The organism is Nocardia sp. NPDC050630 (assembly GCF_044457245.1).
Lineage (GTDB): Bacteria > Actinomycetota > Actinomycetes > Mycobacteriales > Mycobacteriaceae > Nocardia.
Window position 1 is genome coordinate 170,654 of the sequence record NZ_JBITGN010000009.1, and the last position, 25,309, is coordinate 195,962.

General features: G+C 64.4%; 22 protein-coding genes and 1 pseudogene. 11 read left to right on the top strand and 12 right to left on the bottom strand.

Features of this window, described 5'->3' with window-relative positions; genetic code table 11:
* Positions 1-108 precede the first annotated feature (108 nt).
* From ACIBG0_RS23550 to ACIBG0_RS23560, 3 genes are all read left to right on the top strand, one after another.
* Positions 109-1,653, top strand: coding sequence for an LCP family protein (locus tag ACIBG0_RS23550; RefSeq protein WP_397035111.1), 1,545 nt, complete (start codon positions 109-111; stop codon positions 1,651-1,653).
* A 125-nt stretch (positions 1,654-1,778) separates the two neighbouring features.
* Positions 1,779-2,993 carry an Ig-like domain-containing protein gene (locus ACIBG0_RS23555; protein WP_397035112.1) on the top strand — a complete coding sequence of 405 codons (1,215 nt, stop codon included), beginning with the start codon at positions 1,779-1,781 and terminating at the stop codon, positions 2,991-2,993.
* Positions 2,994-3,131: 138 nt separating this feature from the next.
* On the top strand, positions 3,132-3,767 hold the full coding sequence (locus tag ACIBG0_RS23560) for a TetR/AcrR family transcriptional regulator (protein WP_397035113.1): 636 nt from the start codon (positions 3,132-3,134) through the stop codon (positions 3,765-3,767).
* Between the two features lie 37 nt (positions 3,768-3,804).
* On the opposite strand, the gene ACIBG0_RS23565 is transcribed toward ACIBG0_RS23560, so the two are convergent.
* From ACIBG0_RS23565 to ACIBG0_RS23580, 4 genes are all read right to left on the bottom strand, one after another.
* A complete protein-coding gene (locus ACIBG0_RS23565; protein ID WP_397035114.1) occupies positions 3,805-5,835 on the bottom strand; it encodes a CocE/NonD family hydrolase in 2,031 nt (676 codons plus the stop codon).
* A gap of 426 nt (positions 5,836-6,261) precedes the next feature.
* A complete protein-coding gene (locus tag ACIBG0_RS23570; protein WP_397035115.1) occupies positions 6,262-7,722 on the bottom strand; it encodes a flavin-containing monooxygenase in 1,461 nt (486 codons plus the stop codon).
* Positions 7,722-9,122 (bottom strand): wax ester/triacylglycerol synthase family O-acyltransferase, encoded by a 1,401-nt coding sequence (locus tag ACIBG0_RS23575; protein ID WP_397035116.1) that lies wholly within the window; start codon positions 9,120-9,122, stop codon positions 7,722-7,724. The genes ACIBG0_RS23570 and ACIBG0_RS23575 overlap by 1 nt, the downstream gene beginning before the upstream one ends.
* 58 nt (positions 9,123-9,180) lie before the next feature.
* The gene (locus tag ACIBG0_RS23580) at positions 9,181-10,545 is read right to left on the bottom strand and encodes a cytochrome P450 (RefSeq protein ID WP_397035117.1); all 1,365 of its coding nucleotides are present in this window, start codon (positions 10,543-10,545) and stop codon (positions 9,181-9,183) included.
* Positions 10,546-11,139: 594 nt separating this feature from the next.
* Here ACIBG0_RS23580 and ACIBG0_RS23585 point away from each other — a divergent pair.
* From ACIBG0_RS23585 to ACIBG0_RS23600, 4 genes are all read left to right on the top strand, one after another.
* Positions 11,140-12,042 (top strand): SGNH/GDSL hydrolase family protein, encoded by a 903-nt coding sequence (locus ACIBG0_RS23585; RefSeq protein ID WP_397035118.1) that lies wholly within the window; start codon positions 11,140-11,142, stop codon positions 12,040-12,042.
* A 220-nt stretch (positions 12,043-12,262) separates the two neighbouring features.
* A complete protein-coding gene (locus tag ACIBG0_RS23590; RefSeq protein ID WP_397035119.1) occupies positions 12,263-12,853 on the top strand; it encodes a TetR/AcrR family transcriptional regulator in 591 nt (196 codons plus the stop codon).
* Between the two features lie 96 nt (positions 12,854-12,949).
* On the top strand, positions 12,950-15,391 hold the full coding sequence (locus ACIBG0_RS23595; protein ID WP_397035120.1) for a beta-glucosidase H: 2,442 nt from the start codon (positions 12,950-12,952) through the stop codon (positions 15,389-15,391).
* Positions 15,388-16,308, top strand: a complete 921-nt coding sequence (locus ACIBG0_RS23600) for an esterase/lipase family protein (protein ID WP_397035121.1) — start codon at positions 15,388-15,390, stop codon at positions 16,306-16,308. The genes ACIBG0_RS23595 and ACIBG0_RS23600 overlap by 4 nt, the downstream gene beginning before the upstream one ends.
* Here the strand turns inward: ACIBG0_RS23600 and ACIBG0_RS23605 are convergent.
* Entirely contained in the window at positions 16,305-17,063 is a 759-nt protein-coding gene (locus ACIBG0_RS23605; protein ID WP_397035217.1) for a helix-turn-helix domain-containing protein, read from the bottom strand. The genes ACIBG0_RS23600 and ACIBG0_RS23605 overlap by 4 nt on opposite strands.
* Before the next feature lie 87 nt (positions 17,064-17,150).
* Positions 17,151-17,399: pseudogene (locus ACIBG0_RS23610) on the bottom strand (Ada metal-binding domain-containing protein); the annotation flags it as partial.
* Here ACIBG0_RS23610 and ACIBG0_RS23615 point away from each other — a divergent pair.
* The 4 genes from ACIBG0_RS23615 (at position 17,390) to ACIBG0_RS23630 (ending at position 19,726) form a co-directional block, all read left to right on the top strand.
* Entirely contained in the window at positions 17,390-17,812 is a 423-nt protein-coding gene (locus ACIBG0_RS23615; protein ID WP_397035122.1) for a nuclear transport factor 2 family protein, read from the top strand. The pseudogene ACIBG0_RS23610 and the gene ACIBG0_RS23615 overlap by 10 nt on opposite strands.
* Before the next feature lie 708 nt (positions 17,813-18,520).
* Complete coding sequence (locus ACIBG0_RS23620) at positions 18,521-18,673, top strand: TetR family transcriptional regulator (protein ID WP_397035218.1); 153 nt, start codon at positions 18,521-18,523, stop codon at positions 18,671-18,673.
* Complete coding sequence (locus ACIBG0_RS23625; RefSeq protein ID WP_397035123.1) at positions 18,667-18,822, top strand: hypothetical protein; 156 nt, start codon at positions 18,667-18,669, stop codon at positions 18,820-18,822. The genes ACIBG0_RS23620 and ACIBG0_RS23625 overlap by 7 nt, the downstream gene beginning before the upstream one ends.
* A 49-nt stretch (positions 18,823-18,871) precedes the next feature.
* The gene (locus ACIBG0_RS23630) at positions 18,872-19,726 is read left to right on the top strand and encodes a class I SAM-dependent methyltransferase (protein WP_397035124.1); all 855 of its coding nucleotides are present in this window, start codon (positions 18,872-18,874) and stop codon (positions 19,724-19,726) included.
* Between the two features lies 1 nt (position 19,727).
* Here the strand turns inward: ACIBG0_RS23630 and ACIBG0_RS23635 are convergent, their stop codons facing one another.
* From ACIBG0_RS23635 to ACIBG0_RS23660, 6 genes are all read right to left on the bottom strand, one after another.
* Positions 19,728-20,435, bottom strand: a complete 708-nt coding sequence (locus ACIBG0_RS23635) for a haloacid dehalogenase type II (RefSeq protein WP_397035125.1) — start codon at positions 20,433-20,435, stop codon at positions 19,728-19,730.
* A gap of 12 nt (positions 20,436-20,447) precedes the next feature.
* Positions 20,448-21,086 carry a class I SAM-dependent methyltransferase gene (locus tag ACIBG0_RS23640; protein WP_397035126.1) on the bottom strand — a complete coding sequence of 213 codons (639 nt, stop codon included), beginning with the start codon at positions 21,084-21,086 and terminating at the stop codon, positions 20,448-20,450.
* Between the two features lie 174 nt (positions 21,087-21,260).
* Entirely contained in the window at positions 21,261-21,605 is a 345-nt protein-coding gene (locus tag ACIBG0_RS23645; RefSeq protein WP_397035127.1) for an Rv3235 family protein, read from the bottom strand.
* A 389-nt stretch (positions 21,606-21,994) separates the two neighbouring features.
* Positions 21,995-23,188 (bottom strand): ROK family protein, encoded by a 1,194-nt coding sequence (locus ACIBG0_RS23650; protein WP_397035128.1) that lies wholly within the window; start codon positions 23,186-23,188, stop codon positions 21,995-21,997.
* 62 nt (positions 23,189-23,250) lie between these two features.
* Positions 23,251-24,492, bottom strand: coding sequence for a sugar ABC transporter permease (locus tag ACIBG0_RS23655; protein WP_397035129.1), 1,242 nt, complete (start codon positions 24,490-24,492; stop codon positions 23,251-23,253).
* Positions 24,489-25,259, bottom strand: a complete 771-nt coding sequence (locus ACIBG0_RS23660; RefSeq protein ID WP_397035130.1) for an ATP-binding cassette domain-containing protein — start codon at positions 25,257-25,259, stop codon at positions 24,489-24,491. Before ACIBG0_RS23660 ends, ACIBG0_RS23655 begins: the two co-directional genes overlap by 4 nt.
* Positions 25,260-25,309: the final 50 nt, after the last annotated feature.

Sequence of the window (25,309 nt, forward strand, 5' to 3'; positions counted from 1 at the left end):
AGCGAGGGCAACTAGTCGGTAGCGGGTATTCCCCGGCTGTGCGCTGTGTCGAATAACCCGAGACGAAAGCTGAGGCGGCGAGAATGATCCGGGACGTAGGTCGCCGCCATGGATGACGACACCGTCGAGATTCCCAAAATCACCGAATCTCCTCGCCCCAGACACCGTCGAGGCGAACCGAAACCCCATCGCGGCCGAACAGCGGCCAAGATCGGGATGCGCGTCCTGACATCGATCGCCGCGCTCGCCGTGCTGTCCGGCACCGGATTCGCCTGGTCGGCCAAGACCGAATTCGATAACGGCTTCACCCACACCGATGCGATCGGCAAGGATGCGCCGCGCTCACTCGGCGGCGATCTGAATATCCTGCTGATCGGCTTGGATACCCGCAAGGACCTCGACGGCAACGACTTGCCGAAGGCGATCCTGGATCAGTTGCACGCCGGCGACGGCGACAATGGCGGCTACAACGCGAATTCGCTTATCTTGCTGCACATTCCCGCGGATATGCATAAAATCGTCGCCTTCTCCATTCCGCGCGACGACTACGTCGCGGTTTCCGGCATTCCGGGCTACGACCACGCCAAAATCAAGGAGGCCTACGGGCTGAAGAAGGCCGCCACCGAGACCAAACTGGAAAACGCGGGCATGAAGGACAAGGTGGCCCTGGAACGCGCGGGCCGCGAGGCGGGGCGGGCATCCATCGTGCAAACCGTGCGCAATCTGGTCGGCGTCCCGATCGACCGGTTCGCCGAAATCTCACTGGTCGGCTTCTACGACCTGGCCGATAAGCTCGGTGGCGTCGATGTCTGCCTCAATCACGCGGTCGACGACAGCTACTACTCCGGCGCCGTCTTCCCGGCGGGCCCGCAGCACCTCGACGCCGCCAATGCGCTGTCTTTCGTGCGCCAACGCCACGGGTTGGAGAACGGCGACCTCGACCGCACCCACCGCCAGCAGGCCTTCCTGACCTCGGTCGCCACCTCCCTGAAGGACACCGGCACGCTGACCAACTTCAGTAAGCTCTCCGGCCTGATGGATGTGGCCCACCGCGATATCGTGCTTTCCGACGGCTGGAACCTGCTCGACTTCGCCCGCGACCTCGGCTCGGCGGGCTCGATCTCGGTCGAATTCCGGACACTGCCGGTGCTGCGCTACGACAATATCGACGGCCAGGACGTCAATATCGTCGATCCGGCGGCCATCAAGAAGGAAGTGCGCGCCGCCTTCGGCATCGAAACCACGCCGACCACGTCGACACGCGCCCCGACCAGCATCGTCGATGCCCACAATGCGAGCGGATACCCCGGCCGGGCCGCTCAACTGTCCACCGCACTCACCAAGCGCGGCTTTCCGGCGGGCACCGTGGCCAATGGCACCCGCGCCGACGGCACGATTTCCACCATCGCCTACGGCACCGGCGCCGAGACCGATGCCGCGCAGCTGGGCGACATCCTCGGGCTCACCCCGACCGCATCGCCGAATGTCGAACCCGGCCACATCACCGTGGTCGTCGGCACCGATTTCACCATGCCCGCCGAACTCGTGCCGACCACCAGCGCGACCCCGACCACCATCTCCGCCGCGCCCGCACCCGATGCGGGCAAGCCGGTCGCGACGACGATCGGCAGCAGTGTGCCATGCGTTAACTGACGCCGAAGTCCGCGCAGGTCACACCCGCGGCGGCGAAAAGCGCCCGAAATGGCCGGTAAACTACGGCACGGGCCAGTATGTCGTAGATGCGCCGCAGGGAACGCACGGCGAAACACAGGAGAGTCATGTCGAGTCGCCGCTTCCGGTGGAGAGTAGCTGCGGGTTTTGCGTTGGTGATAACGATGCTCGTCGCCGGATGCTCGTCGAAATCGGAAACGCCGACCACCCAGGCCGGACCGCCGCCGCCGCCGATCGTCATCACTCCGGGCGGTGGCACCAATGTCGATCCGCTCGCGCCGGTCGTGGTTACCGCCAACGACGGCGTGCTGACGTCGGTGAAGCTGACCAATGAGGCGGGCCGTTCCATCGATGGCATCTACACGCCGGACAAGACCGCGTGGAAGCCCGTCGATCCGCTCGGTTACGGGCATACCTACACGATCAGCGCCGAAAGCCTCACCATCACCGGCCGTGTCGGCCCGACCATCTCGACCTTCAGCACGCTGGCGCCGAACAACCAGACCAAGGTGTACATGACCACGACCGGCGGCACACCGCTGACCGATGGCGGCACCTTCGGTGTCGGCACCGTCGTGGTCGCGCATTTCGATGAGGATGTCCCGGATAAGGCCGTAGCGGAGAAGCGGCTCTCGGTGACGACCAACCCGCCGGTCGAGGGCTCCTGGTACTGGCTCGACAAGCGCAACGCGCACTGGCGCCCGCAGCAGTACTTCGCACCGGGCACCAAGGTGACCGCCACGGCCAACATCTACGGCGCGGACCTCGGCGGCGGTCTCTACGGGCAGGAGGACACCAAGACCACCTTCACCATCGGCCCGTCGCATGTGTCGATTGCCGATGACAACACCAAGCAAGTGCAGGTTTTCGAGAACGGCAATCTGATCCGCACCATGCCCACCTCGATGGGAAGGGGCGGCAGCGAGGTCATCGGGGGTAAGACGCTGACCTTCTGGACCCAGCCGGGCATCTACACCGTGATGGACAAGGGCAATCCGGTGATCATGGACTCCTCCACCTATGGCCTGCCGGTCAATTCCCGGCTCGGCTACAAGGAGGCCATCGGCTGGGCCACCCGCATCAGCACCGACGGCATCTATCTGCACCAGCTGGATTCCACAGTCTGGGCGCAGGGCAGCCAGAACCTCTCGCACGGCTGTCTGAACCTGAGCGCCGCGAACGCCCAGTGGTTCTACAATTTTTCGATTCCGGGCGATGTGGTCGAGGTCCGCAATACCGGCGGCGCACCGCTCGAGGTCTGGCAGAACGGCGACTGGGGTGTGCCGTGGGACGAGTGGCTCCAGGGCAGCGCTCTGCACTGACCTCTTGTGCGGGCCGCACCAGAATTTCCGGACGAAAGTATCCGGTGTGGCAGAATCGTCGGCATTATGACCGTCTTGACCAGCGCTTCTCCGGACCGATTACCCCGAGGGCCACATCGCTTGACCCGGGACGAAGTCGTGACGTCACAGCGCGAGCGGCTATATCTCGCCGCTTTGGAGGCGGTCGCCGAACTCGGCTACGGCCCGACCACGATCACCGATATCGTCGGTCGGGCCCGGGTGGCCCGGCGGACGTTCTACGGGCTGTTCGAGAGCAAAGAGGAATGCTTCACCGCCGCTTTCGATTTCGCGGTCGATACGATCACCCACGAGCTCGACCGGGTGGTCACCGAATCCGGCGCTGCTACCTTCGATGAGTTGGTGCGCACCACGCTCGAGACCTACCTGGAGTTCCTCGCGGCCGAGCCCGCCGCCGCGCGGGCGCTGCATATCGAAACCCTCGCCGCCGGACCGGGACTCATCGCCCGCCGGGCCCGCACGCATCGGATGTTCGGCTACCGAATGATCGCGGCGGCCCGAATCGGCGTGCGCGCAGGCGAGCTTCGCGCCGAACCCCATCCAGGACTACTCGACGTCCTGCTCGGAGGTATCGACGATCGCGTCCGCGCCACGCTCATCGAATCCGGCCCGCAGGATCTACCGGCCTTGGCTCCCACCCTCACCCGCGCCGCCCTCCTCCTACTCGGTTCCGGCCCCAGCCCGACCACCGCCTCGCCGCAGGTAGGCGAAAGGCGGCCCGCGCCCGCCCCGTGACCGAGCATTCGACTACGGTCGACACCGTCCGGCCGGGCTACCAGCCGGGGTCGCCGTTGACCGGAATGTTCACCCAGCTGGGCTGGTTCGGGTCGAGTTCAATGTGCTGGGGGCGCAACCCGCTCTCATTCAGCAAGGGGCGCAAGGGAAGACTGCTCGGGAAGTTTCCGGCGTAGATGTCGACGCGCAACCGGTGTCCCGGTTGCAGCACACCGTCGGTGGCGAACATGCCGATATCGATGACCGTCGGCTGACCGGGCACGATCGGTTCGCGGGTGTCCAGGGTCAGATAGGGGTAGGGGTCGGTGTAGTCGCCGTTGGCCGAGTGGGTCGCCCTGCTCTCGTCGACGGCGCGCAGGGATGCGGTGCGCTGGCCGTGTGTCCATTGGGTCGAACGTCCGTCCGGCGCAACGTCATTCAGGGTAACGGTCCAGTAGCCGTCGGTGGCGTCCAGGACGGTATCGAGGTGGATCGCGATCGGGCCGGAGATCTGCGTCGGCCCGGCGACGGGCGCGCTGGTGAAGCTCAAACCATTGGTCTCGGCGATCCGCGAATCCTTTGTGCAGATATCCGGAAGCGGCAGGATGCCCGCCGTGCCCTGGGCACCGTCACGGGAGCACAGGGTGGTGAGGCCAGGCGCGATCGTCACCCGGGCGGGTCCGCCCGGCTCCGCGGTGAGGCTGCCGTCGTAAGCGCTGCCCGGCGCGGTGCCCGAGGCGGCCGCGTTCAAATACATACGGCGGTAATCCATATCGGGCCGCGGGAAGGCCGAGGTATGGGTCCAGCCACCGCCCTGTTGCCACAGGGTGACCGGGTCGTAGTCATCGATGCCGTTATCGATGCCCTTGAGCCACTTGTCGAACCACGCGCGCTGCAATACGTCCAGCGCCGCCGGTCCGTCGGCGTCACCCATGCCCGAACCGGTGGTGACGTGATAGTTGTTGTCCATCACCAGCTTCTTCTGGCTGGGGGGCACATTGATCGCGTTGTAGACCCGCGGCGAGGAGTAGGCGAAGATGTCCTGCCAGCCGCCGTAGACGAAGGTCGGCACATCGATGCGATCGGGATGTCCGATCCAGGCCGTGCGCAGTGGACTTTGCTCGTCGAGTACCGAATGCATTTCGGGCGGGATCTGATCCATGCTCTGGGTGCCCAGCGCCATGATGATCATATTGAAGAAGGTGAACGGGTCACGGACGCGGTCCGCCAGCCAGGTCCAGTCGAACTTGCCCGCAAGCATGGACACCACATCGGGAATCAGTTTCGTGCCGTCGACGGCGAGCAGCCACTCCGGAATGAACCCGATGCCGAGTGCGCCACCGGGTGCGGCCACGTCGCGGATCAGATCGCTGCCCGGCACGATCGGGAAGATCGCCTGCAGCGCAGCGGGTCTGCGTTCGGCGGTCTGCAGCTGGTTGATCGCCGAATAGGAGATGCCGCTCATGCCGATCTTGCCATTGGACCAGGGCTGCGCCGCTGCCCAGTCGACCACTTCGACGCCGTCCTGCTGCTCACGGTCGCCGAATACCTGCCAGATGCCCTCGGAGAAGCCGGTGCCGCGCACGTCGACGACGATCTGGGTATAGCCGCTCTGTACCAGTTTGCGATCCACGGCGAAGGTGCGCGCGGTACCGCCCGCCAACGCCTGGGCCAGATCGCTGATTCCGCTCAGTCCGTAAGCCGAGAGATCGAAACTGTGCAATGCCTGCATCAGCGGTTCCGCCAGACCGGGGATGGCCAGTACGGAGTCGGCGATATTCGCCATCAGCTTGGTGTATGGCGTGAGGTTCACGATGGTCGGCGTCGGCTCGACGATCGGGCGGCCGGAGGCATCGGCCGGGTGATAGACATTCGCCTTCAGCACCGTGCCGTCACTCATGGTGATCGGGACGTCCCAGTCGATGTAGACGTTCGGATACTGTTGCGGCCCTTCGTGAGTCGCGGTGAATTGCGCATCGAGGCCCAGGGCGGCCTGGGTCGGCGCTGCCGCGACAACGGCTCCGGCAAACACGGTGAAGGTGGCTATCGCAGCAGCCACTGCCTTAATCGGACGTCGACGTCGGATCATGCTTGCCAAACCCTCCCGGCAATGAGGAACTACCCCGTTCCCATCATCGAGTGGGTACAGTAACGTGCATCACCGTTGGTACGCAACCATGGCTTGCAACAGCGCTCTGTACAGCACACCTTGCACCATGGACCGCGGTTAAGTTGCCAGGCATTCTCCCTGATTCGATTGCGCCGCATGCGGACCGGCGTACCGCTGGCCAGCTCCTTGGTCAGGGCTTCTTCGTTTCAGTGCCACTCCCCTCCGTGCCGACTCTCCGCTCGGCCACTCGTTCGCGTTCCCGCGCTGATTTGCGGTGGCGGTGGTTGTCGCGTTCCGGCCCACCGTTGCGGATGCGGTCGCCGACCTGAGAGCTCTGGTCGGTGCGCCTAGACCGACGGCGACATTGCGGCTGTGCTGCAACCGTCGGGGTTGCGAGGCGTTGCGTCAGGGCTGGCCGGTATCCCAGTCCTGTGGACGGATGCGACGGCGGTCGAGTCGGACGCTGAAGGTTCCGCCCGGCCAGGTCAGAGTGTTGGTGCCTTCCTCATCGATGAAGTAACTGGTGCATCCGCCGGTCGACCACACCCGGGTGCCGAGTAATTTCCTTGCGCGCGTGACCCATTCGCGCTCGGCCCGCTGAGACGGGCTGTAGCGGCGGATTCCCCTGGCCCGCATATGCTCGATAGTCCTGGCGATCAGCTTCGTCGTGGGTTCGATCGCGAGGAACTGCGAGGTATGCGGCAGAGCCGTATTCGGTCCGGTGACCGCGAACAGATTCGGCAGTCCCGCGAATGCGATGCCCCGGTAGGCGCGGAAACCGTCGCGCTGGAACTTCTTTCGCGTCGAGGTCGTCGAGGTGCGGAATTCCGGGAAGTGCGCGATGGAATCCTGGACGTGGAATCCGGTGGCCCAGACGATCGCATCGACCTCGTGCAACTGACCGTCGGCGGTGCGGATGCCGGTCGCGGTGATCTCGGTGATCTTCTCGGTGCTCAGTCGCACATTCGGGCGGGTGAACGAACGGTAGTACTCGTCGGAGACCATCGGTCGCTTGCAGCCGAACGCGTAGTCGGGCGTCAGTTTGCGCCGCAACTCGGGATCGGGAATCTGCTTGGCCAGCACCTTGCGGACGACCCACTCGTAGACCGAAACCAACCGTGGATGGAATTCGGCGAAGTGCATGGCCTCCAGGAACAGGAAGACGAATCCACGTGCCGCCAGCCGAATCGGTGGCACGGTGCGCAGTAACTTGCGCACCGTGGGCGGAATCGGGCGATCGAGGCGCGGAATCACCCAGGCCGGAGTGCGCTGGAACGAGATGAGTTCACCCGCCGACTTCGCCAGCGCGGGCACGATCTGCACCGCGCTCGCCCCGGCCCCGACCACCGCGATCCGCTTGCCCGCCGGTTCGAACGACGGGTCCCATCTGCTCGAATGCATCTGCGGCCCAGAGAAATCGGTGCGACCGGGAACATCCGGAATCGCTTCGGCGTGCAGCGAGAAATAGCCCATGACGACAGCGCGGGCCCGGACCAGCCTGCCGTCACTCAGCCGCAACACCCACTGTTCGGCATCCTCATCGAAATCCGCCTCGGCCACCTCACTGTTCAGCTGCACATGCCGCCGCAGGTCAAAGGTGTCGACTACCTGCTCTGTGTAGGCGCGTAATTCCGGCTGAGTCGCGTACACGCGGGTCCAATCCGCGTTCGGCGCAAAGGAATACGAGTACAGCACCGAGGGCACGTCGACCGCGCAGCCGGGATAGACATTATCGCGCCAGGTGCCGCCGATGGCGTCGGCACGTTCCAGGATGACGAAGTTGTCGTTGCCGAGGCGACGCAGGTTCACCGCGACACCGAGCCCACTGAAGCCCGAGCCGATAATCGCCACATCGAAATTCGACATCATCCGGCGGCTAGCTGTGTACGGTCCGGCAGGAGCAGTTCGGTGAGCTCATCCAGCGCGGCATCCATGGCCGCGGTGAGGTACGACATCGGCGGCAGCTTGTCCTGCACCCCGAGGACGCCGAAATGCAGTCCACCCGAGTAGCCGATGCAGGTGAAGTTCAGCGAATTGCCGTGCATGAGCAGCGAGATCGGATAGATCGTTTCGAGCCGAGCGCCGTTCCAGTACAGCGGGTTTCGCGGTCCCGGCACATTGGAGATGCCCATGGGGTGGGAGGATGCGGTGTTGGTGAAGCCGAAGCTGAGCCCGAGGATCCAGGGGAGGGTCACCGCGAGCCCGTAGCCGATGACCTCGTTCGGAGCCATCTCGCCCATATGCTGCTTCGCGGCGCGGATGTAGTACTTGACCGCGGACAACCGGTCACGCGGATCGGATATGTCGGTGGCGAGCGAGGTGAACATCATGCCCGCGCGGGTGCCGGCGCGAGCGTCGTCCTCCTCGCGCAGATCGGTTGGTACGCCCGCGGTCAACGACCCCGCGGGCAACGTGGCATATTTCGTCAGGTAGTCGCGCAGCGCCGTGCTCACCAGGTACAGCACGATGTCGTTGATCGTGCAGTCGCCCGCCTTCGCCAATCGCTTGAACAGCGCGAGATCGTAGCGACGCCTGGACAGATCGCGCGCGCCGGTGATGGTGCCGTTGAGAATGGTTTCCGGCTGCTGATATGCCTTCTGTGCCATCGTCTTATCGCCGAGTGCACGTCGGAAGGCATCGCGCGCGGCGGATCCGACACCGCGCAACAGGGCCAGCACACCCGTCAATGCGGTGAGTAGGGCGCGGAAGGGGTTCGCCTGATCGGGTTCCGCCGATTCGGCCGCCGGACGCACCGTGAACAGGTCCGGCACATCGCGGGCGGCGGCATCTTCGGTGAACGTATCGGTGAACAACCGCATGGCCGATGCGCCGTCGAGCAGGCTGTGGTGCACCTTGAGCAGGAGTGCGAAACGGTCTGGCCCCAGGCCCTCGATGACGTGCAATTCCCATGGCGGACGGCTCATATCGAGCTGCTTCTGATGAATCGATGACACGAGTTCGGTCAACTGATCCTGGCTACCCGGCTCCGGCAGCGTCCACTCCCGGATGTGTTCGCTCAGATCGATATCGTCGACCTCACGCACCAGCGCCGCGACACCCGGCGGCGGGAATTTCAGCGGGCGGAAGTTCCACGGGTGCGGCAGGCTCGCCGGTGCGTCCAACCCGGCCCGCCACTGCCGCAGGAACTGGGCCGCGCCGCCCTCGGGCGCGGTGAATTCCAGCAGGAAGGCGATATGCATCGGCATATCGGGTGATTCGAGCGACAGCCAGACACCGTCGGTCGCGGTCAGTCGATGCAATGACATCTACATCCTTACCCTCGGGCGGTCGAGCGACCCGAGTGTGCTCGGCGAATGGGGGTCGTCAGGACGCGGCGGTGGGCCGTCGGATCAGTTCGAGATCGAGATCGATCGGGATGACGGCGAAGTGGAAGCGATCCTTCGGCGCCTGCGCACCGGCGGGCAGACGCACCTCGAAGTCGCGGCAGACCATGCCGGTCACATTCTTGATCTCCAACATCGCCAACCCGCGGCCCGGACAGAACCGCGGACCGGCCCCGAACGGTGTGGAGACCTCGGGCCGATGGGTACCGTGTGTGCTGCGCAGCCAGCGATCCGGGTCGAAGCGCAGTGCGTCCTCGAAGTTCTTCTCCTGCAGGCTCGCATGCTGCACATTGACGATCACCCAGGTGCCTGCCGGAATGTGCACACCATCGATCGTGGTGTCGACGGCGGCCTCGAGTCCGACGATCGGCGTCGTCGGCCGCAGCCGCATCGATTCGGCAACAACGGCTTCCAGATAGGGCTGTCGGTCCAGTGCCGAGGGGATCTCGACGACCTCCGCGCGAATCCGTTCCTGCACAGCCGGATTGCCCGCGAGGTGGTAGAGCAGCCAGGCCATGGCATTGCTGGTGGTGTCTTGACCGGCGATCAGGATGGTGAGCGCCTCGGCGAACAGTTGGTCATCGGTGAAGGAGGTGCTGCCGTCCTGCGCCAATAGGAAGGCCTCGATGAAATTGGTCGGCACCACCGGCAGATTCGCGCGGGCACGGCCGATGACGCCATTGAGGTCGGCTCGCAGTGCGGCCAGCGCTCGCTCCAGCGCCCGGTCGTCCGGAAGTTTGAGGTAGCGCCAGTACGGGAGTGGACTATTGATCCGCCGGTTGATGAGCGGGAAGATCAGCTCCAGGTGCCGCTGGATGATGTCGCCGGACTGCTCGATGGTGTTGATGTCGTAGTCGAAGGTCAGTTTGGCGGTGACATCCACCGTGTAGCGGGTCAGGTCGGCGCGAATATCCTTGGGCGACTCGCGTTCCCAGCGCGTTTGCAGCCGTCCGGTGATCGTCTCCAGGGTGGGATGGAAGCTGCGCAGGTGCGAGGCGTTGAAGGCGGGCATGGCCAGCTTGCGACGCAGCCGCCACGCCTCACCCTCCAGTGAGAACAGTCCGTTGGAACCCATCTCGTCCATGACCGATTCGATCGCCGACTGTCGCCGGAACCCGCCGGGCCGGTCCCGGAAGATCTCGCGGTTCAGGTCGGGATCGCTCACGACGACGATGTGGCGCCCCGGCATCGTCAACTGGTAGAGCGGGCCGTACTCATCGCACCACTGGTCGAACTGACGGTGCAGCAACGAAGGGCGCATCTGCGGAAGATTCCCCAACAACGGCCACCGGCTCGGACCCGGGAGATCACCCACGGTCTTGGCGGCTGAGATCGAGACGGACACAACTGGCGCCTAACGTCGAAAGGAACTGGTGGAGTCGTGGCGGTCGAGAAAAAGGCGCGAGAATCTTGTCTCGGAGCACAAAGAAAGGTCCGCCGAGTTTCTTTGCGAAGGTGACTGGAATCGAAGAATAACGACAGCCTCCCCGCAGTCGAAACATTTGCCCAGACCACACGGACAGGCTGCTGCCAAGAATGCCGAGGCGGGCGATGACTCAGCGCGAACAATGGCGACCGTAGCCAGCGCGAGCAGGCGATGTCAACCCTGACGATGCATCGCCGCTCTCTTTTAGCAGGTAGAGGCAGAATAGTGAGGAACGCAACAGTACCCTACACGAAGGCATGAATCTGAAACAATTCTTAGTCGCTGATCGTGCGGCGAAATGCCCTGTCCCCCAACCCCGCCGAGGTCTCGATATGCGAACGAGGCCGCGCGAGCAGAAAAGTCAACCAGAAACCGAAAGCTATTCGGGATTGAGGGAATGCGACTAGACTCAGCCCGGATCGGTCGAATGTCCGGGTTCAACCCCGCCCGCGCGAGTTACTCCTGGGAGTTCGGATCAGAATTCGTCCGGTCGTGGGTTCGCGAGGAGACACAATGCGAGTTTTCGGCACCTTGAACCACCTGTTCGCAAAGGTGAGACCCGCGGTTGCCACAGTCGCGATGACCGTCGCGGCGAGCGCCGCTATTACCGGGCAAGCCAGCGCCGAACCGACCGAGGGCACCCACTATGTGGCTCTCGGCGATTCCTTCGCGGCGGGCGCGGGCATATTTCCGCAAGCCGAGCTCGCCACATGTTCACGGTCCGCGGTCAACTACCCCGCGCTGGTCGCGAAGGAACTCGGCGTCGCATCCTTCACGGACGTCACCTGCGGCGGGGCCACGTTGGACGACCTCACGAGTCCGCAGCGCGGCATCGTCGCCGGAACCGCCGCCCCGCAGTTCGATGCGCTGACACCGGATACGACCTTGGTGACAATGACCATGGGCGGCAACGATATCGGCCTGGCGAAGCAGGCTCTGCTGTGCGGCAACGTCCTGCCCGAGCCCTACGGCACGTCATGCGCGGACACCTTTACGGCGAACGGTGTCGACACTTTCGCGGAACGAACCAGGGAGTTGGCACCCGACTACGGGAATGCGATCGATGAAATCCACTCGCGTGCACCCGAAGCCACGGTCGTGATCGTCGGCTACCCGACCGCGTCGCGGGCAGGCGCCTGTCCGGCACAACAGCCCGCATGGCCGCGCGACGCCGACTACCTGCGGGGTGTGCTGGTCAACCTCAATACGCTGTTGCGCGATGTCTCCGCCGCACACGGCGCGATTTTCGTCGACACCGCCGACTCCAGCATCGGACACGACATGTGTGCCGCGCCCGACCAGCAGTGGATCAATGGACTGATCCCGTCGCTGTCGACTCCGTCCTTCGCTCCGCTGCACCCCAACACCTTTGGTGAGCAGAATATCGCACGGCAGGTTGTCGCCGCGCTGCGGTGAGATCGCGGCGGCTGGACGCGGTACAGTTCCGCGCTCGGCGGGGGCTGCATGCCCAGCGTCAATCCGCATCCCGGCGGCCCACCACTGTGGGGGTGTCGAAATCGGCTGGCGATCGAGCCGACCGGTCAGCCAAGCAGGCCCGACGCCCAGTTCCTCCCAGACCACACCCGCGGGGATTCGCTAGTCTGCGAACAATGGACGCAGCAGAAGAGTGCACCGCATGAGACGGGCCCAGGGCGGGGCCGGTCACCAGGATCGTCGTCGAGCGATCCTGGAGGCGGCCCTCGAGGTTTTCGCGGAGCGCGGCTACCAGGGCGCGACCATTGCGATTGTCGCGGAACGGGTCGGTCTCAGCCAGCAGGGCGTGCTGCACTACTTCCCGAATAAGCAGACGCTGCTGGCGAATGTGCTCGCACTGCGCGATCAGAACGATCTCGATGTCCTGCTCGCCACCGCACAGGGCCGGGCGACCACCCTGGACCTTCTCGTGGAGCTGGTAGAACGCAATGCCGAGCGGCCCGGAATCGTGCAGTCGTTCACGGTACTCGCGGCCGAGAGCGTCACCCAGGATCATCCAGCGCGCGACTACTTCGTCGATCGATACGCGCAGCTTCGAGAGATGCTGACCGCCTTCTTGGCACGTGACTTGGGCGGCGATCCACCGCGCGGCGTCTCACATAGAGATGCCGCGGTGTTGCTGATCGCGGTGCTGGACGGGTTGCAGCAGCAATGGTTGCTGTCGCCGGATGATGTCGATATGCCCGCACTGCTGCGCGAGTTCCTCCAACTGATCCATCCCGATCCGCACTGATAACGTATCGATAACATTACCTACCAGTTACTAGGTGTACCGACCATACTTCGAGGTAGATGCCCGCGCTTCAGACGAACAAGGGAGTCGACCGATATGGCGAATCACCGAGCCGACCGCGAGGCAGTGGTCGAAAAGGCATTGGCCACACTGGATCTGGATGCCCGTTGCCGACTGCTCGCCGGACAGGACATGTGGTCTCTGCCCGCGATTCCGGAGATCGGGCTGGCGTCCATCGTGATGTCCGATGGTCCGATCGGTGTGCGCGGTGTGCACTGGAGCCCGGAGGATCCCTCGATCGCCCTGCCGAGCCCGACCGCGCTGGCCGCCAGCTGGGATCCGAGCCTGGCCAGGCGAGCTGGGCAGCTGCTCGCGCAGGAGGCGCGACGCAAGGGCGTGCACATGCTGCTGGCTCCGACGCTCAATCTGCATCGAAGTCCGTTGGGCGGCAGGCATTTCGAGTGCTATTCCGAGGATCCGCTGCTGACCGGGGCAATCGGTGCGGCCTATGTGACCGGTGTACAAGAGGGTGGTGTGGCCGCGACGCCGAAGCACTTCGTGGCCAATGATTCCGAGACCGACCGATTCACCGTTGACGTGCGGGTATCCCAGCGGGCATTGCACGAGCTGTATCTCGCGCCGTTCGAAACCGTGATCGAACAGGCTTCCCCGTGGGCATTGATGGCGGCCTACAACAGCGTCAATGGGGTCACGATGACCGAGCACAATGCGTTGCAGAACGAAATCCTGCGGGCACGTTGGGGTTTCGACGGCGCCATCGTTTCGGACTGGACGGCGGCCCGCAATACTGTCGGCGCCGCGCGCGGCGGACTCGATATCGCGATGCCGGGACCGCGGAGCGTCTTCGGACACGCGCTCGCGGAAGCGGTTCGCGCAGGTAATGTTCCGGCCGAGACGGTCGAGGAGATGGCGCGGCATGTGCTTCGCCTCGCCGCTCGGGTCGGCGCGTTGGCCGGGGCACCACCAGAAGTCGCGACCGTACCTGCGTCGATCAACGGCGACGCACTGGCTCGCGAGATCGCGCAACGCTCGATTGTGCTGCTACGCAACGAGAACAACGTCCTGCCGCTCGGTAAGGTCGGCCGAATCGCGCTGATCGGCCAGACCGCTGACCAGCCAAGGGCACTCGGTGGCGGGAGCGCACAAGTGTTCCCGCCGCATACCGTCTCGCCACGCGAGGGCTTGCGGGCGGTACTCGATGCGGATACCGAACTGGTCTATGCCGTCGGTGCTGATCCCCGAGTCGAGATTCCCGCCGCCGAGGAGGGTTTCGATCTGCGGGTCCAGCTCTACGGCGCAGGTGACCAGCTGCTCGGCGAACATCCGCTGCCGCGGGCCGCGATCGAATGGATCGGTGAATTCCCGGACGGTATCGCGGTCGGGGAACTGCATCGGGTTGTTGTCACCGGCACCTTCACCCCGCGGGCGACGGGAACGCATACCTTGGCCATCGCGGGCATCGGACCGTTCCGGCTGGTGGTCGGCGATATGACCTGTTTCGACGACACAATCATCCCGGAGGGCGATCCACTGGCCGCCTTCCTGCACCCGCCCGAGACACTTTTCGAGGTCGAACTCTTTGCGGGACAGCAGGTTCCGGTACAACTGACGCATACCGTTACCAGGTTGCCCGAGATGCCCATCGCCTTCGAGAAGTTCTCGCTCGGCCATCAGGAGCCGAATATCGACCCCGATGCGCTCATCGAAGAAGCGGTCACCGCGGCGGCTTCGGCCGATGTGGCCGTGGTGGTCGTCGCCACTACTTCGGAGGTGGAAAGCGAAAGCTTCGACCGCACATCGCTTTCCCTGCCCGGCCGACAGGATGAGCTCGTCGCACGGGTCGCCGCCGCCAATCCGCACACCGTGGTCGTGGTGAATACCGGCTCACCCGTGCACATGCCGTGGTCTGCGGATGTCGCGGCGGTCCTGCTCACCTGGTTTCCGGGGCAGGAAGGCGGTGCCGCACTCGCTGATGTACTCATGGGCCGCGCCGAACCGAGCGGACGACTGCCTACCACATGGCCCGCGCATCAGGACGATGCGCCGGTACTGAATGTCACGCCCACCGAAGGCGCCCTTGCCTACGAGGAGGACATTTACATCGGATACCGTGCGTGGCAGCGACTCTCGACCGCCCCGGCGTACTGGTTCGGGCACGGAATCGGTTACACCACCTGGGAATACGAGAGCGCTGCATTCGCTCCCGACCCGGTGTCCGGTCTCGGCACGCTGACCGTGACGGTTCGCAATACGGGCGATCGTCCCGGCCGCGAAACGATCCAGACGTATATCGCTCATTCATCCCAACCAGACCGCCGACTAGCCGCCTTCGCGGTCGTCGAAGCCGAGCCGGGCCAGACGGTCGAGGTGGCGATCCCGATTCCCCGTCGAGCCGCCGAATCCTGGGATGCGGCAACCGAAACCTGGTTACTGCCCACCAACGGCTACGACCTGCTCACCGGTCGATCGGCTGCCGATATCCGGCTGACCACCTCCATTCAAGGACCGAACGCATGAGATCACCCCGAATCACCCTGTTCCTCATCGGATTTGCTCTATGCGCCACAACGACGCCGGTGGCCGTTGCCGAGCCGGGGCGCTATCCGACAGCTACCTGGGAGCAGGTGCAGGACGAGGAAACCCGCTGGGCACAAGAGGGCAAGGTCGAAGCGCCCACGCCGCCCGGAGTCAACCGGTACGACTGCGCGCCGACCGTGCCCGGCGCGGTTCCCGTTGTCCTACTCCATGGTTTCGCGGGCGACGAGTACCGGGCCTGGGGCTATCTCGGACCGACGCTCGCGAATGCGGGTCTGTGCGTCTATTCCTTCTCCTATGGCGGCAGCAATGCCATGCAGGGCGGCGGCAATGGTCCGCTCGCCGACTCGGCGGTCGAGGTCGAGCAGAAACTGACCGCGCTGACCGCCCGGCTCGGCGTCTCGAAGGTCGACCTGATCGGTCATTCCGAGGGCGGCATCATGGCGCAATACATCGTGAAAACCGTCCCGGATATCGCCAGTGGCGTCCGTTCGGTCACCACCATCTCCTCGCCGACACACGGCACGCTGGGCGATCTCGGCGCGACCCTGCTCGATACCGGAAACCTCCGCGACAAACTTCCGGTCCCGCCAGCGGTGAAGGATTTACTCGCCGGATCGGCCTTCCTACAGGAACTGAACTCCGGTCCCATCACCGTCCCCGGCGTCGCCTACACCACCATCAGCAGCCGTTTCGACCCGATCTCGTCCTTCGGCCAGAACGAGGCCATACTCGCCGAACCCGGTGTCGACAACTACGCCCTCCAAAACCTCTGCCCCGGAAGCAAAGCCGGACACAACGGCACCGCCTTCTCACCCACCACTGCCGCACTCGTGCTCAATGCCCTCGATCGTTCGACAGTGCGCCCGATTCCATGCCAGGACGACTCAACCGGCTAGTTCACGTGGGACGCCTGTGCACCAATGGCATCCAGAGCGCTCGATTCGGCGGTGGCGAGCGCCGCCGGTGTCGGGAAGAGGTAGGAAAGGCCCAACTGCCGCAGACCGCCTATGGGTGTGCCATAGGCGCTGACGAGATCGTCGAGAACATCGCTGCCCGACACGATGCCACGGATATCGTCCTCGAATGGATCCCACGGCTGGCCCGCGAGCAGCCGCTGCACCCTGGACACGAGGTGGATCAGTCCTTCGATACGCGGCACGTGCACAACGAGTCGCACGGCATCTGTTGTGGCCGAGTAGATTTCGATGACGCCCGGATCACCGTCCATGACAATCGTGCGCCGATAACAAGTCGGTGTGGCGCTTTCGACACCGGCGATCACGGTCCGCGCGAGCTGCGCCAATCGCCGCTCGATATTCGTACCCTCGGCCACCGGCACCCGCAGCGCGAGACCACCGTCGGCGACAAGGCGGTCCGCACGTCGCCGACGTTCGCGCAGCTCGATGGGTGTTGCGCGAAATATCGCGACCATCACCCGGTTGAACTGACGCAGGCTGCCGAATCCAGCGGCAAAGGCGATATCGGTGACCGACAGATCGGTATCGTCGAGCAGTCGTCGCGCGAAGTGCGCACGCCGCGAGCGAGCCAGCTGATCCGGCGTCGCACCGACTTGCTGATGGAACATCCGCCGCAGATGACGTTCCGAAACCGCGAGCCGCGCGGCGAGTTCCACCTCATCGCCGTCATCCAATGCCCCGCCCGCAGTGAGATCGATAGCGCGACATACCAATTGGGATGCCCTCGCGGGCTTTCGGTCACCACGATATGGCCGACAGCGGTGACAAGCCCGAAATCCTGCCGCCTCGGCACCCGCAGCCGAGCTGAAGGTGATGACATTTTCCGCCCGCGGACGTCCAGGACACGGCGGCAGACAGTAGATGCCGGTCGTGACGACACCTTGGAACGATCCCATACCCCGAGTCTGCGCGTCGGACCGAACCCGTACCAGCCATATCCGGACGCGACCTGTCCGGATATGGCGTGATCGGCGGCCGTGCCCCACCCAGGATTGGCCGAATGGACGCACAGACGAGCAAAGATGTGATCAACCGTGCCTGGCGCGAATTCGCGACGCAGGATCCCGATCGCATCGCCGCAGTATTCACTCCGGACGCCGAATGGCTCGCGCCGCCACGCAACGCCACCGCCCGCGCCATCGACGGCACCCATCACCTCGTCGGCCGTGACCGCATCGTGCGCTTCCTGGCCAGCGAGTTTCCTACCGTCTTCGTTTCGGATCGAAGCGTGGAGTTCATCGCCATCGTGGCCGAGGGCACGACGGTTGTCGTCGAGGAGCGGATGCGCGCGACATTGATGAATGGCAATCACTACGACAACGACTACTGCTTCGTCTTCGAATTGTGTGACGGCCTGATCCACCGCGTGCGCGAGTATATGGACACCCGCCGCGCGGAGGAAATGTTCAGCGCCACCGACTGAGAGCGTCGCCTCAGCTGACGAATGAACTGACCGAAAACTATTGCAGCGCAGTGGATAATGCACCGTACGGCTCGCTACGAGTTCCGCAGCCGGATGGTAGGAACCCGGATCCCCTTCGGGTGGCAGCGGAACCGGTTGTCCCTCTGCCGTTCCTCCGGCGGCTCGGCGACCGTGACCGCGGTCGTCGCGATCGGTGCGATGGCCGTGACTCCGGCCGAGAACATGATTCGCCGGGCACGACCCGGCCGTGGATTGATCAAACTCCAGCCCTTTCGCATACTGTGAGGTCCACTCCGTCTCACCTGCTGGGGGCTATGGCACAGACGTGATGTGCGGCGCAATAACGGTCGCAGTAATGGGCAGAAATGGACCCGATTTGCCGACTCGATGTGCCGAGCGGCCGAAGATGCCGTAACTTTCGGTTCACCGAACCGGCCGGTTGGTGCCGGACAGCTTGCTGGGGAAGCTCCGAGGAAATATGCACGTGCTCAATGAACCGGTCTCGACGGTTCTGTATTACGCCTTCTTGCTCTTCTATGGCGCACAGGATGCGCTGGGCAGATCCTTCATCCTGGGCTGACCGAGTCGTCGTAGCACATCGAGCAGTCCGCTGCGGCTGCTCGGATACCGTGCTGCCTGTGATCGAGGGCAGGCAGTACTGCGGCCGCTCGGAAAGGCGAACGGCAGCAGCCCTTCCTCGATGCCGCCATCCACATCTTCGCCGAGCGCGGCTACGCGGATTGCTCACTTGCCGATGTGTGCGCCACGGCCGGGCTGTCCAAGCGGCAGTTCTCCGAGGAGTTCCAGACCAGGGAAGGTGCGCTCATCGCGTCGTCCAGGACTAATCCGCTGAGGTGGTAGGGCAGGCCGTCGCGGCGCTGGGTCCGGATACGAATATCGCGGCCGGGCTCACCGCGGTGCTGACGGCGTTCATCGGCTCGATCAGCTTCGACCCGTACCGAGCCAAGGCCGACTTCGTCGAGGTACTCGCCCCATCGCCACCTCGCTGATCGTCACCGAGGAATAGCGCGCCGGGCAGCGCCCACGTAGGTTCGGAGTATGCAACTCGGTCAGCCAAGTCGCACCGCTCTGGCCACCGCCTACGCGCGCGCTTACCACCAGATCGCGAGAGAGCCGCGCATCTTCACCGATCCGCTGGCCGTGCGAATCGCGGGCGTCACACCCGATCAACTAGTCGATCTGGAGACCGCGACATTTCATGACGACTCCGATATGCGCCGCCGACGCCGCCTGTTCCTGGCCGCCCGCGCGCGCTTCGCCGAGGACACTGTCGCCGACGCGGTGGCGACGGGCACCCGACAGGTGGTGATTCTCGGTGCCGGACTGGATACTTTCGCCTATCGCAACCCGCACCCGGATGTGCGGGTATTCGAGGTCGATCACCCCGATACCCAGGAGTGGAAGCGCCAGCGGCTCGATGCGGCGGGCATCGAACTTCCGGCGTCATTGACCTTCGCCCCCGTCGACTTCGAAAGCCAAACACTCGCAGCCGGATTGGCTGCCGCCGGATTCGATCGGACTCGACCGGCCGTATTCGTCTGGCTCGGCGTCATCATGTACCTGACCCGGGACACGATCCTGGACACCCTACGGTTCGTCGCGGGCCAAGCGACACCGGTGCGGATGGTATTCGACTACCTCTATCCCGCTTCGGCATCCACGTCCGAGGAGATGGACCAGCGCACCGCGCGAGCCGATCTGGTGGCGTCGATAGGCGAGCCCTGGCTGAGCTTCTTCACTGCCGATGAGATCACGAAACTCCTGCGGGACACGGGATTCGATCAGATAGACGACCGCGCCGCACCGCACCTCATCAGCGGCTACCTCGGTGTCGCGCCGTCAAAGGTTTCCGCCGTTGCGCCACATGTGCTGTGTGCCATGCGTACCGGGTAGATCAGCAGTCGAGTTGGTCTGCGAGATCGAGGAAGTCGGTGGCGTTGATGTCGAAATCTTCGTCGAAGGAAACGTCCACGTCACCACCTTTGCCGAACTCGAGCGGACGTGCGACGAAGGCAGTGCGGAAGCCCAGTGCGCCCGCCGCCTGAATGTCGTACTTGTGGCTGGCCACCATCATGATCTCGGACGGCTCCAGTCCCAGATACCGGGCGGCCATGCGATACACCGTGGGGTCGGGCTTGAACGCGCCCGCCATCTCGGCGGTGAACACCGCATCCCATGGCAGTGCGGCACGCTTCGACATATTCACCACTGCGGCGACATCCGCGTTCGACAAGGTCGCGATCGTGAATTTGCTTGCGAGCCTGTTCAATCCGGCGACGACATCGGGCCAGGGTTCGAGTCGCTGCCAGGCGAGGGTGAGATCGGCGCGCTGGTCGGGCGATAGGTCGATGCCGTAGTCACCCAATAGGCCGTCCAGCGCGTTGGCGTAGACCGAATGCACGGTGACCCAGTTGTCTCGGGCGGGCTTCGCCTCCCGCAGAATGGCGAAGTACTCAGCGCGCCAGTGGTCTACGAAACCGGGCCAATCGATGTGGCGGTATCGGGTACCACCGATGCGTCGCGCTTCGGCGCAGACGGTCGAATGAAAGTCCGTCGCCGTACCCTGTACATCGAAAAGCAATGCTCGCAACACAATTCGCACCTTTCGCACTTCCTACGCGCGCCGGACGATCAGGTAGCTGCGCCGACTCGGATGTTCGGTGTCCGGATGCGGTTCACGGTCCAGGCGCGCCTCCAAGACCAGACCAGTCTTCGCCAAGGCTTCGGATTCCTTCGCCGGGGCCAGGTAATGAAAGGTGAGGTCAACCTGGTGGCCCCACCAATCCGTCAGCGTCTTGGTTCCGCCAACCGGAATGTCCGCATCGCTGGTGTGGAATGCGATGAGCGCGTGACCACCCGGCCGCAACACCCGCGCGAACTCCGCATAGGCCGCCGCACGCTGCCGCTCATCCAAATGAATCACCGCATACAGACAAACCAACCCCGCCAACGATTCCGCCCGCACCGGCAGCGCAGTCATATCGCCCGCACCAACCGCCACCGCATTAGCCTGCCGCGCCACCCCACACATCGCGGGCGAAAGGTCCATCCCAATCACCCGCGCCCCGCGACCCGCAAGATACGCGGCGATATGCCCAGGCCCACAACCGATATCCGCAACCACACCTTCGTTGGCGAGTTCGGCGACCACCTGCAACAGCCCCCGATCCAACGGCTTTCCCCGCAACTCATCCCCGAGTTCATCGGCATAACGCTCGGCCACCAGGTCGTAACTGTGTCGCGTGCCGATCATCCAGCCAGCGTAGTTCGGACCCGAACCCCGCGCCTGCCATGAAGGTGGACTCCCCAGTCCGCACCACGGGGTCCCGTCACCCGCACAGCAGACCACCTGAGCTCGCGTCGGATTAACCGCACGCCCACGACGCGCAGTCGCCACGGCGCACACCGTGACGACCGCGCGTCACATTCACCGCACCCGAAAAACAGTGAGCCGCCAGTCCGATGAACGGGTGCGGGCGATGCGGGCGGCGATGGCGAAGTGTTGGCGGCCGCGGTCGTAGGAGGCGAAGACTTCCGCGGTCGAGGCGTCGACCATCATGAGGCTCGCGCGGTAGAGCACGGCAACGCCGAGTGTGCGGCCGGGTGCGAGGTCGGCTCGGACTATGGTCCGCACCGCGGAGACCACGGCGGGCGTGGCCATCCTGGTGAGTTGGGCGACAGGGCGGCGGTGGTCGAGTATCTCGAGTGCCAACCGCAGCGCTCGTTCGACGAACTGCTGTGCCGTCGAATCCAATTCGACGACCGGAGGCAACTCTGCATGCCCGGCACTGATCGCCCGCCGCACACCCGGCGGACCGGATCGTCCGGTCTGATCATTCCGCGGTAATGGCGTACGGCAAGGCGACGCACGCGGCGGATCATCGAATTCCGCGCGGCTCCCCGCCGGACGGTACGGCAACAACGGCGGCTCGGTCCTCGGCGCATACGAAAGCCCCGACGAATGCCTCTCCATACAACACCCCCAATTGAATTCGAACTAACACCCCCGAGCTCGGACCCCGCCAGCATTCCACGAATACCACCCCAGGTAAACCACCCAAGCGACCGCTCCGCCGCAACGCACGATCAAGATCAGGTGGCGGTGGTAGCGGAGCCAAGTCGGCCGATGCCTGCACAGTTTCCACTTGATCTTGATACGAGTCAGGGGGAGATGCGGGCTAGGGTTTGGAGGGGGTCGGTTAGGACGTCGGCGAAGGCTAGTTCGGCGGCGCCGATCAGGGGGGCGTCGTCGGCTAGGGCCGAGGTGCGCAGGCGGACCTGCTCGCGTACTGCGAGTAGGCCATTCACTGCGAGTCTGCTGCGGACCTGCGCTGCGGAAGCAAGATAGATCTCGCGGAGCACGCCACCGAACACGACCATCGTCGGATTGAAGATATTGACCAGGTTGGCGACGCCGTACCCGAGCCAATCCCCAACCTGGTGCAAGGCATCTCGGGCCGTGGCATCCCCGCGCGCGGCAGCATCCACGATCGCCTCCACCGCCGCACGCCCGGTGAGATCCGTCCGCCGGGCGGCCGCAATCAACGCGAGCTCGCCCGCCTCAGCCTCCAAACAGCCATGCGACCCGCACGTACACGCCCGCCCACCCGGATTGACGATCATGTGCCCGACCTCGCCCCCATAACCACCCTCACCGCCGAGCAGCTTGCCGCCCATGATGATTCCGCCCCCGATACCCACCTCGCCATGCAGATAGATCATGTCCGCGACCCCGACGCCGACACCGCGCTCCCGTTCGGCAAGGGCACCGAGGTTGGCATTATTACCAACCACGACGCGCAACCCGAGACGCTCCGAAAGCAGCGCCCCCACCGGCACATCCACCCACCCGATATTCGGCCCGTACCGAACGACCCCGTCCTGCTCACGCACCATCCCGCAGAACGCGACCCCCACACCCACACATACGGTCTCGGGCCCGGATCCGCGAATCATGTTCTCCGCGAGGTCCACCAGCGCACCGATCACATCGTTCGGATCGAATGCGCCACTGGGACGTCGCGTTTCCCGCCGATCGAGAATGACGCCCCCCAAACCGACGCGAGCCACCGCGAGCCGATCCGCCCCGACATCCAGCGCCACACCATAAACCCGCTCCGATTCCGGCCGCACTACCAGCGACGGCCGCCCCGCCTTCCCTGTCTGTCCTGGCAACTCCTCGCTGACCAGGCCAGCCGCGGCGAGGTCGGCGGTCAGCGCCAGAATGGTGCTGCGATTGAGCCCCATCCGCTCGGCGAGCGTCGTCCGCGACATGGGTCCGCTCGAATGGACATGCCGCAGCAGCACGGCGAGGTTCTGCCGCCGGATCTCGTCCGGGGAAGGTGCAGCTCTCATTCGGGCGAACCTCCTCCCGGTCGCTAGCGACTGCTTGCAGGTCGCTCGAAATAATCAGTCGGTCAACTTCCTGGCAACGCACGCTTGCGCGACAGTGCATCCACTCCCGCTGCCAACAACAGCACGAATCCTGTCACAACGAATTTTGTGCCCGCGCTGTAGCCCATCAGGCCCATTCCGTTATTGATCACCGCGACCACCGCCGCACCGAGCACCGCGTCGAGCATCCGACCGCGCCCGCCGAACAGACTCGTACCACCGATCACGGCCGCTCCGACAGCGGTCAGCAACACATCGCTGCCGCCGGTATTCGGATCGACGGAGTTGGCCCGCGACGCCGCGATCAGCCCGCCCACCGCCGCCATTGTGGAACACAGTACGAAGGCACTGATTTTGATCCGATCGACCGGAATGCCCGCTCGCCGAGCCGCTTCGGCACTGCCACCAACCGCGTAGATATGTCGACCGAAGGAGGTGCGGTTGAGCACGAACGTCCACAGCAGCAGCAGCGCAACGATCAACGGCACCACGATCGGCATGCCCTCGAGCGAGTTGATTGCCGGGTTGCGGCTGCGCTCCTCATTGAGGATCAGCACCGCCGCACCCGCGACCACGGCGACCGCCGCGATCCGCAGTGCGATCACCGGCGCGGTCTCACCGGTGAGCCCGAGCTTGGTGCGCGCCCGCAACTTTCGGTATTGGATTACCGCGAAACCGGCCAGCAGCACCACGTACATGATCCAGCCGAGCCAAGGCGGCACATTCTTATTGGCGATCGCGACGATCGTCTCATCGTGGATCGAGATATTGCGCCCGTTATCCATGATCTTCAGCGCGACACCTTGCAAAGCCAGGAACGCCGCCAGTGTCACCACGAACGAAGGGATTCCGATCTTCACCACGATCGTGCCGATGGTCAGCCCGATCACAACCCCGGTGAGCAGCGAAACGAGAACCGCTGCGTACCAAGGCCATCCCTTATCGGTGAGCAATACCGCGAGCACCGCGGCACACACACCGCTGGCGAATCCGGCCGACAGATCGATCTCACCGAGCAGCAATACGAAGATCAGTCCCATGGCGATCACCGCAATGGCCGCGCCCTGGGTCAGGAGATTCGCGAAATTGCCCTGCGTCATGAATACCGGCCGCGCGACCCAGAACACCACCGACAGCACCGCAAGCGCGATAATCGATGGCAGCGCGCCCATATTCCCGCTGCGTACCCGTCCGACATACGAGTTGACCAGCTCGGTCACCGGCGAGGACGTGGCCTCGAACTTATCCGTAACCACGGCGCTCATACACTTGCTCCATTTCCGAGGCCGAGACTTCCGCTGCGCCCTGCGGTGATCAATTCGACGACTTGCGCGTGCGTCACATCGGCGGTAGGTACCTGCGCCGCCATCCGCCCGAGATACAGCGCGGCGATCCGATCAGAGACCGCGAAAACATCGTTCATATTGTGCGAAATCAGCACTACCGCAAGGCCTTTATCGGCAAGTCGACGAACCAACTCGAGCACCTGCTGCGTCTGCGCGACACCCAGCGCGGCCGTTGGCTCGTCCAGAATCACCACTTTGCTATTCCACAGCACGGCTTTCGCGATCGCGACCGTCTGACGCTGACCGCCGGACAAACTGGCGACCCGCTGTCGTACCGACTTGACCGTCCGAACCGATAAGCCCGCCAACGTCTTTCCGGCCAGCTCCTCCATCCCGTACTCGTCGAGGACCAGGCCGTGCTTCTTCTCCCGGCCGAGAAACATGTTCTGCACGATGTCGAGGTTGTCGCAGAGCGCGAGATCCTGATAAACGATCTCGATCCCGAGATCGGCGGCGTCGCGCGGACTGTGCACCCGCACCGGCTTGCCCTCGAACAGGAATTCACCCGAATCGATCGGATGGGTGCCGCCGATGCACTTGACCAGGGTGGACTTGCCCGCGCCGTTATCGCCGACCAGCGCCGTCACCTCACCCGAGTACGCGGAGAACGCGACCTCGTGCAAGACATGGACGGGACCGAAACTCTTGTCTATCCCGCGTAATTCGATGACCGGGTTATCCGGCATGGGTGCAGCTCCTCAAGTTGGGGCGCCCCTTCCGCGGTCCCCTCATCGAA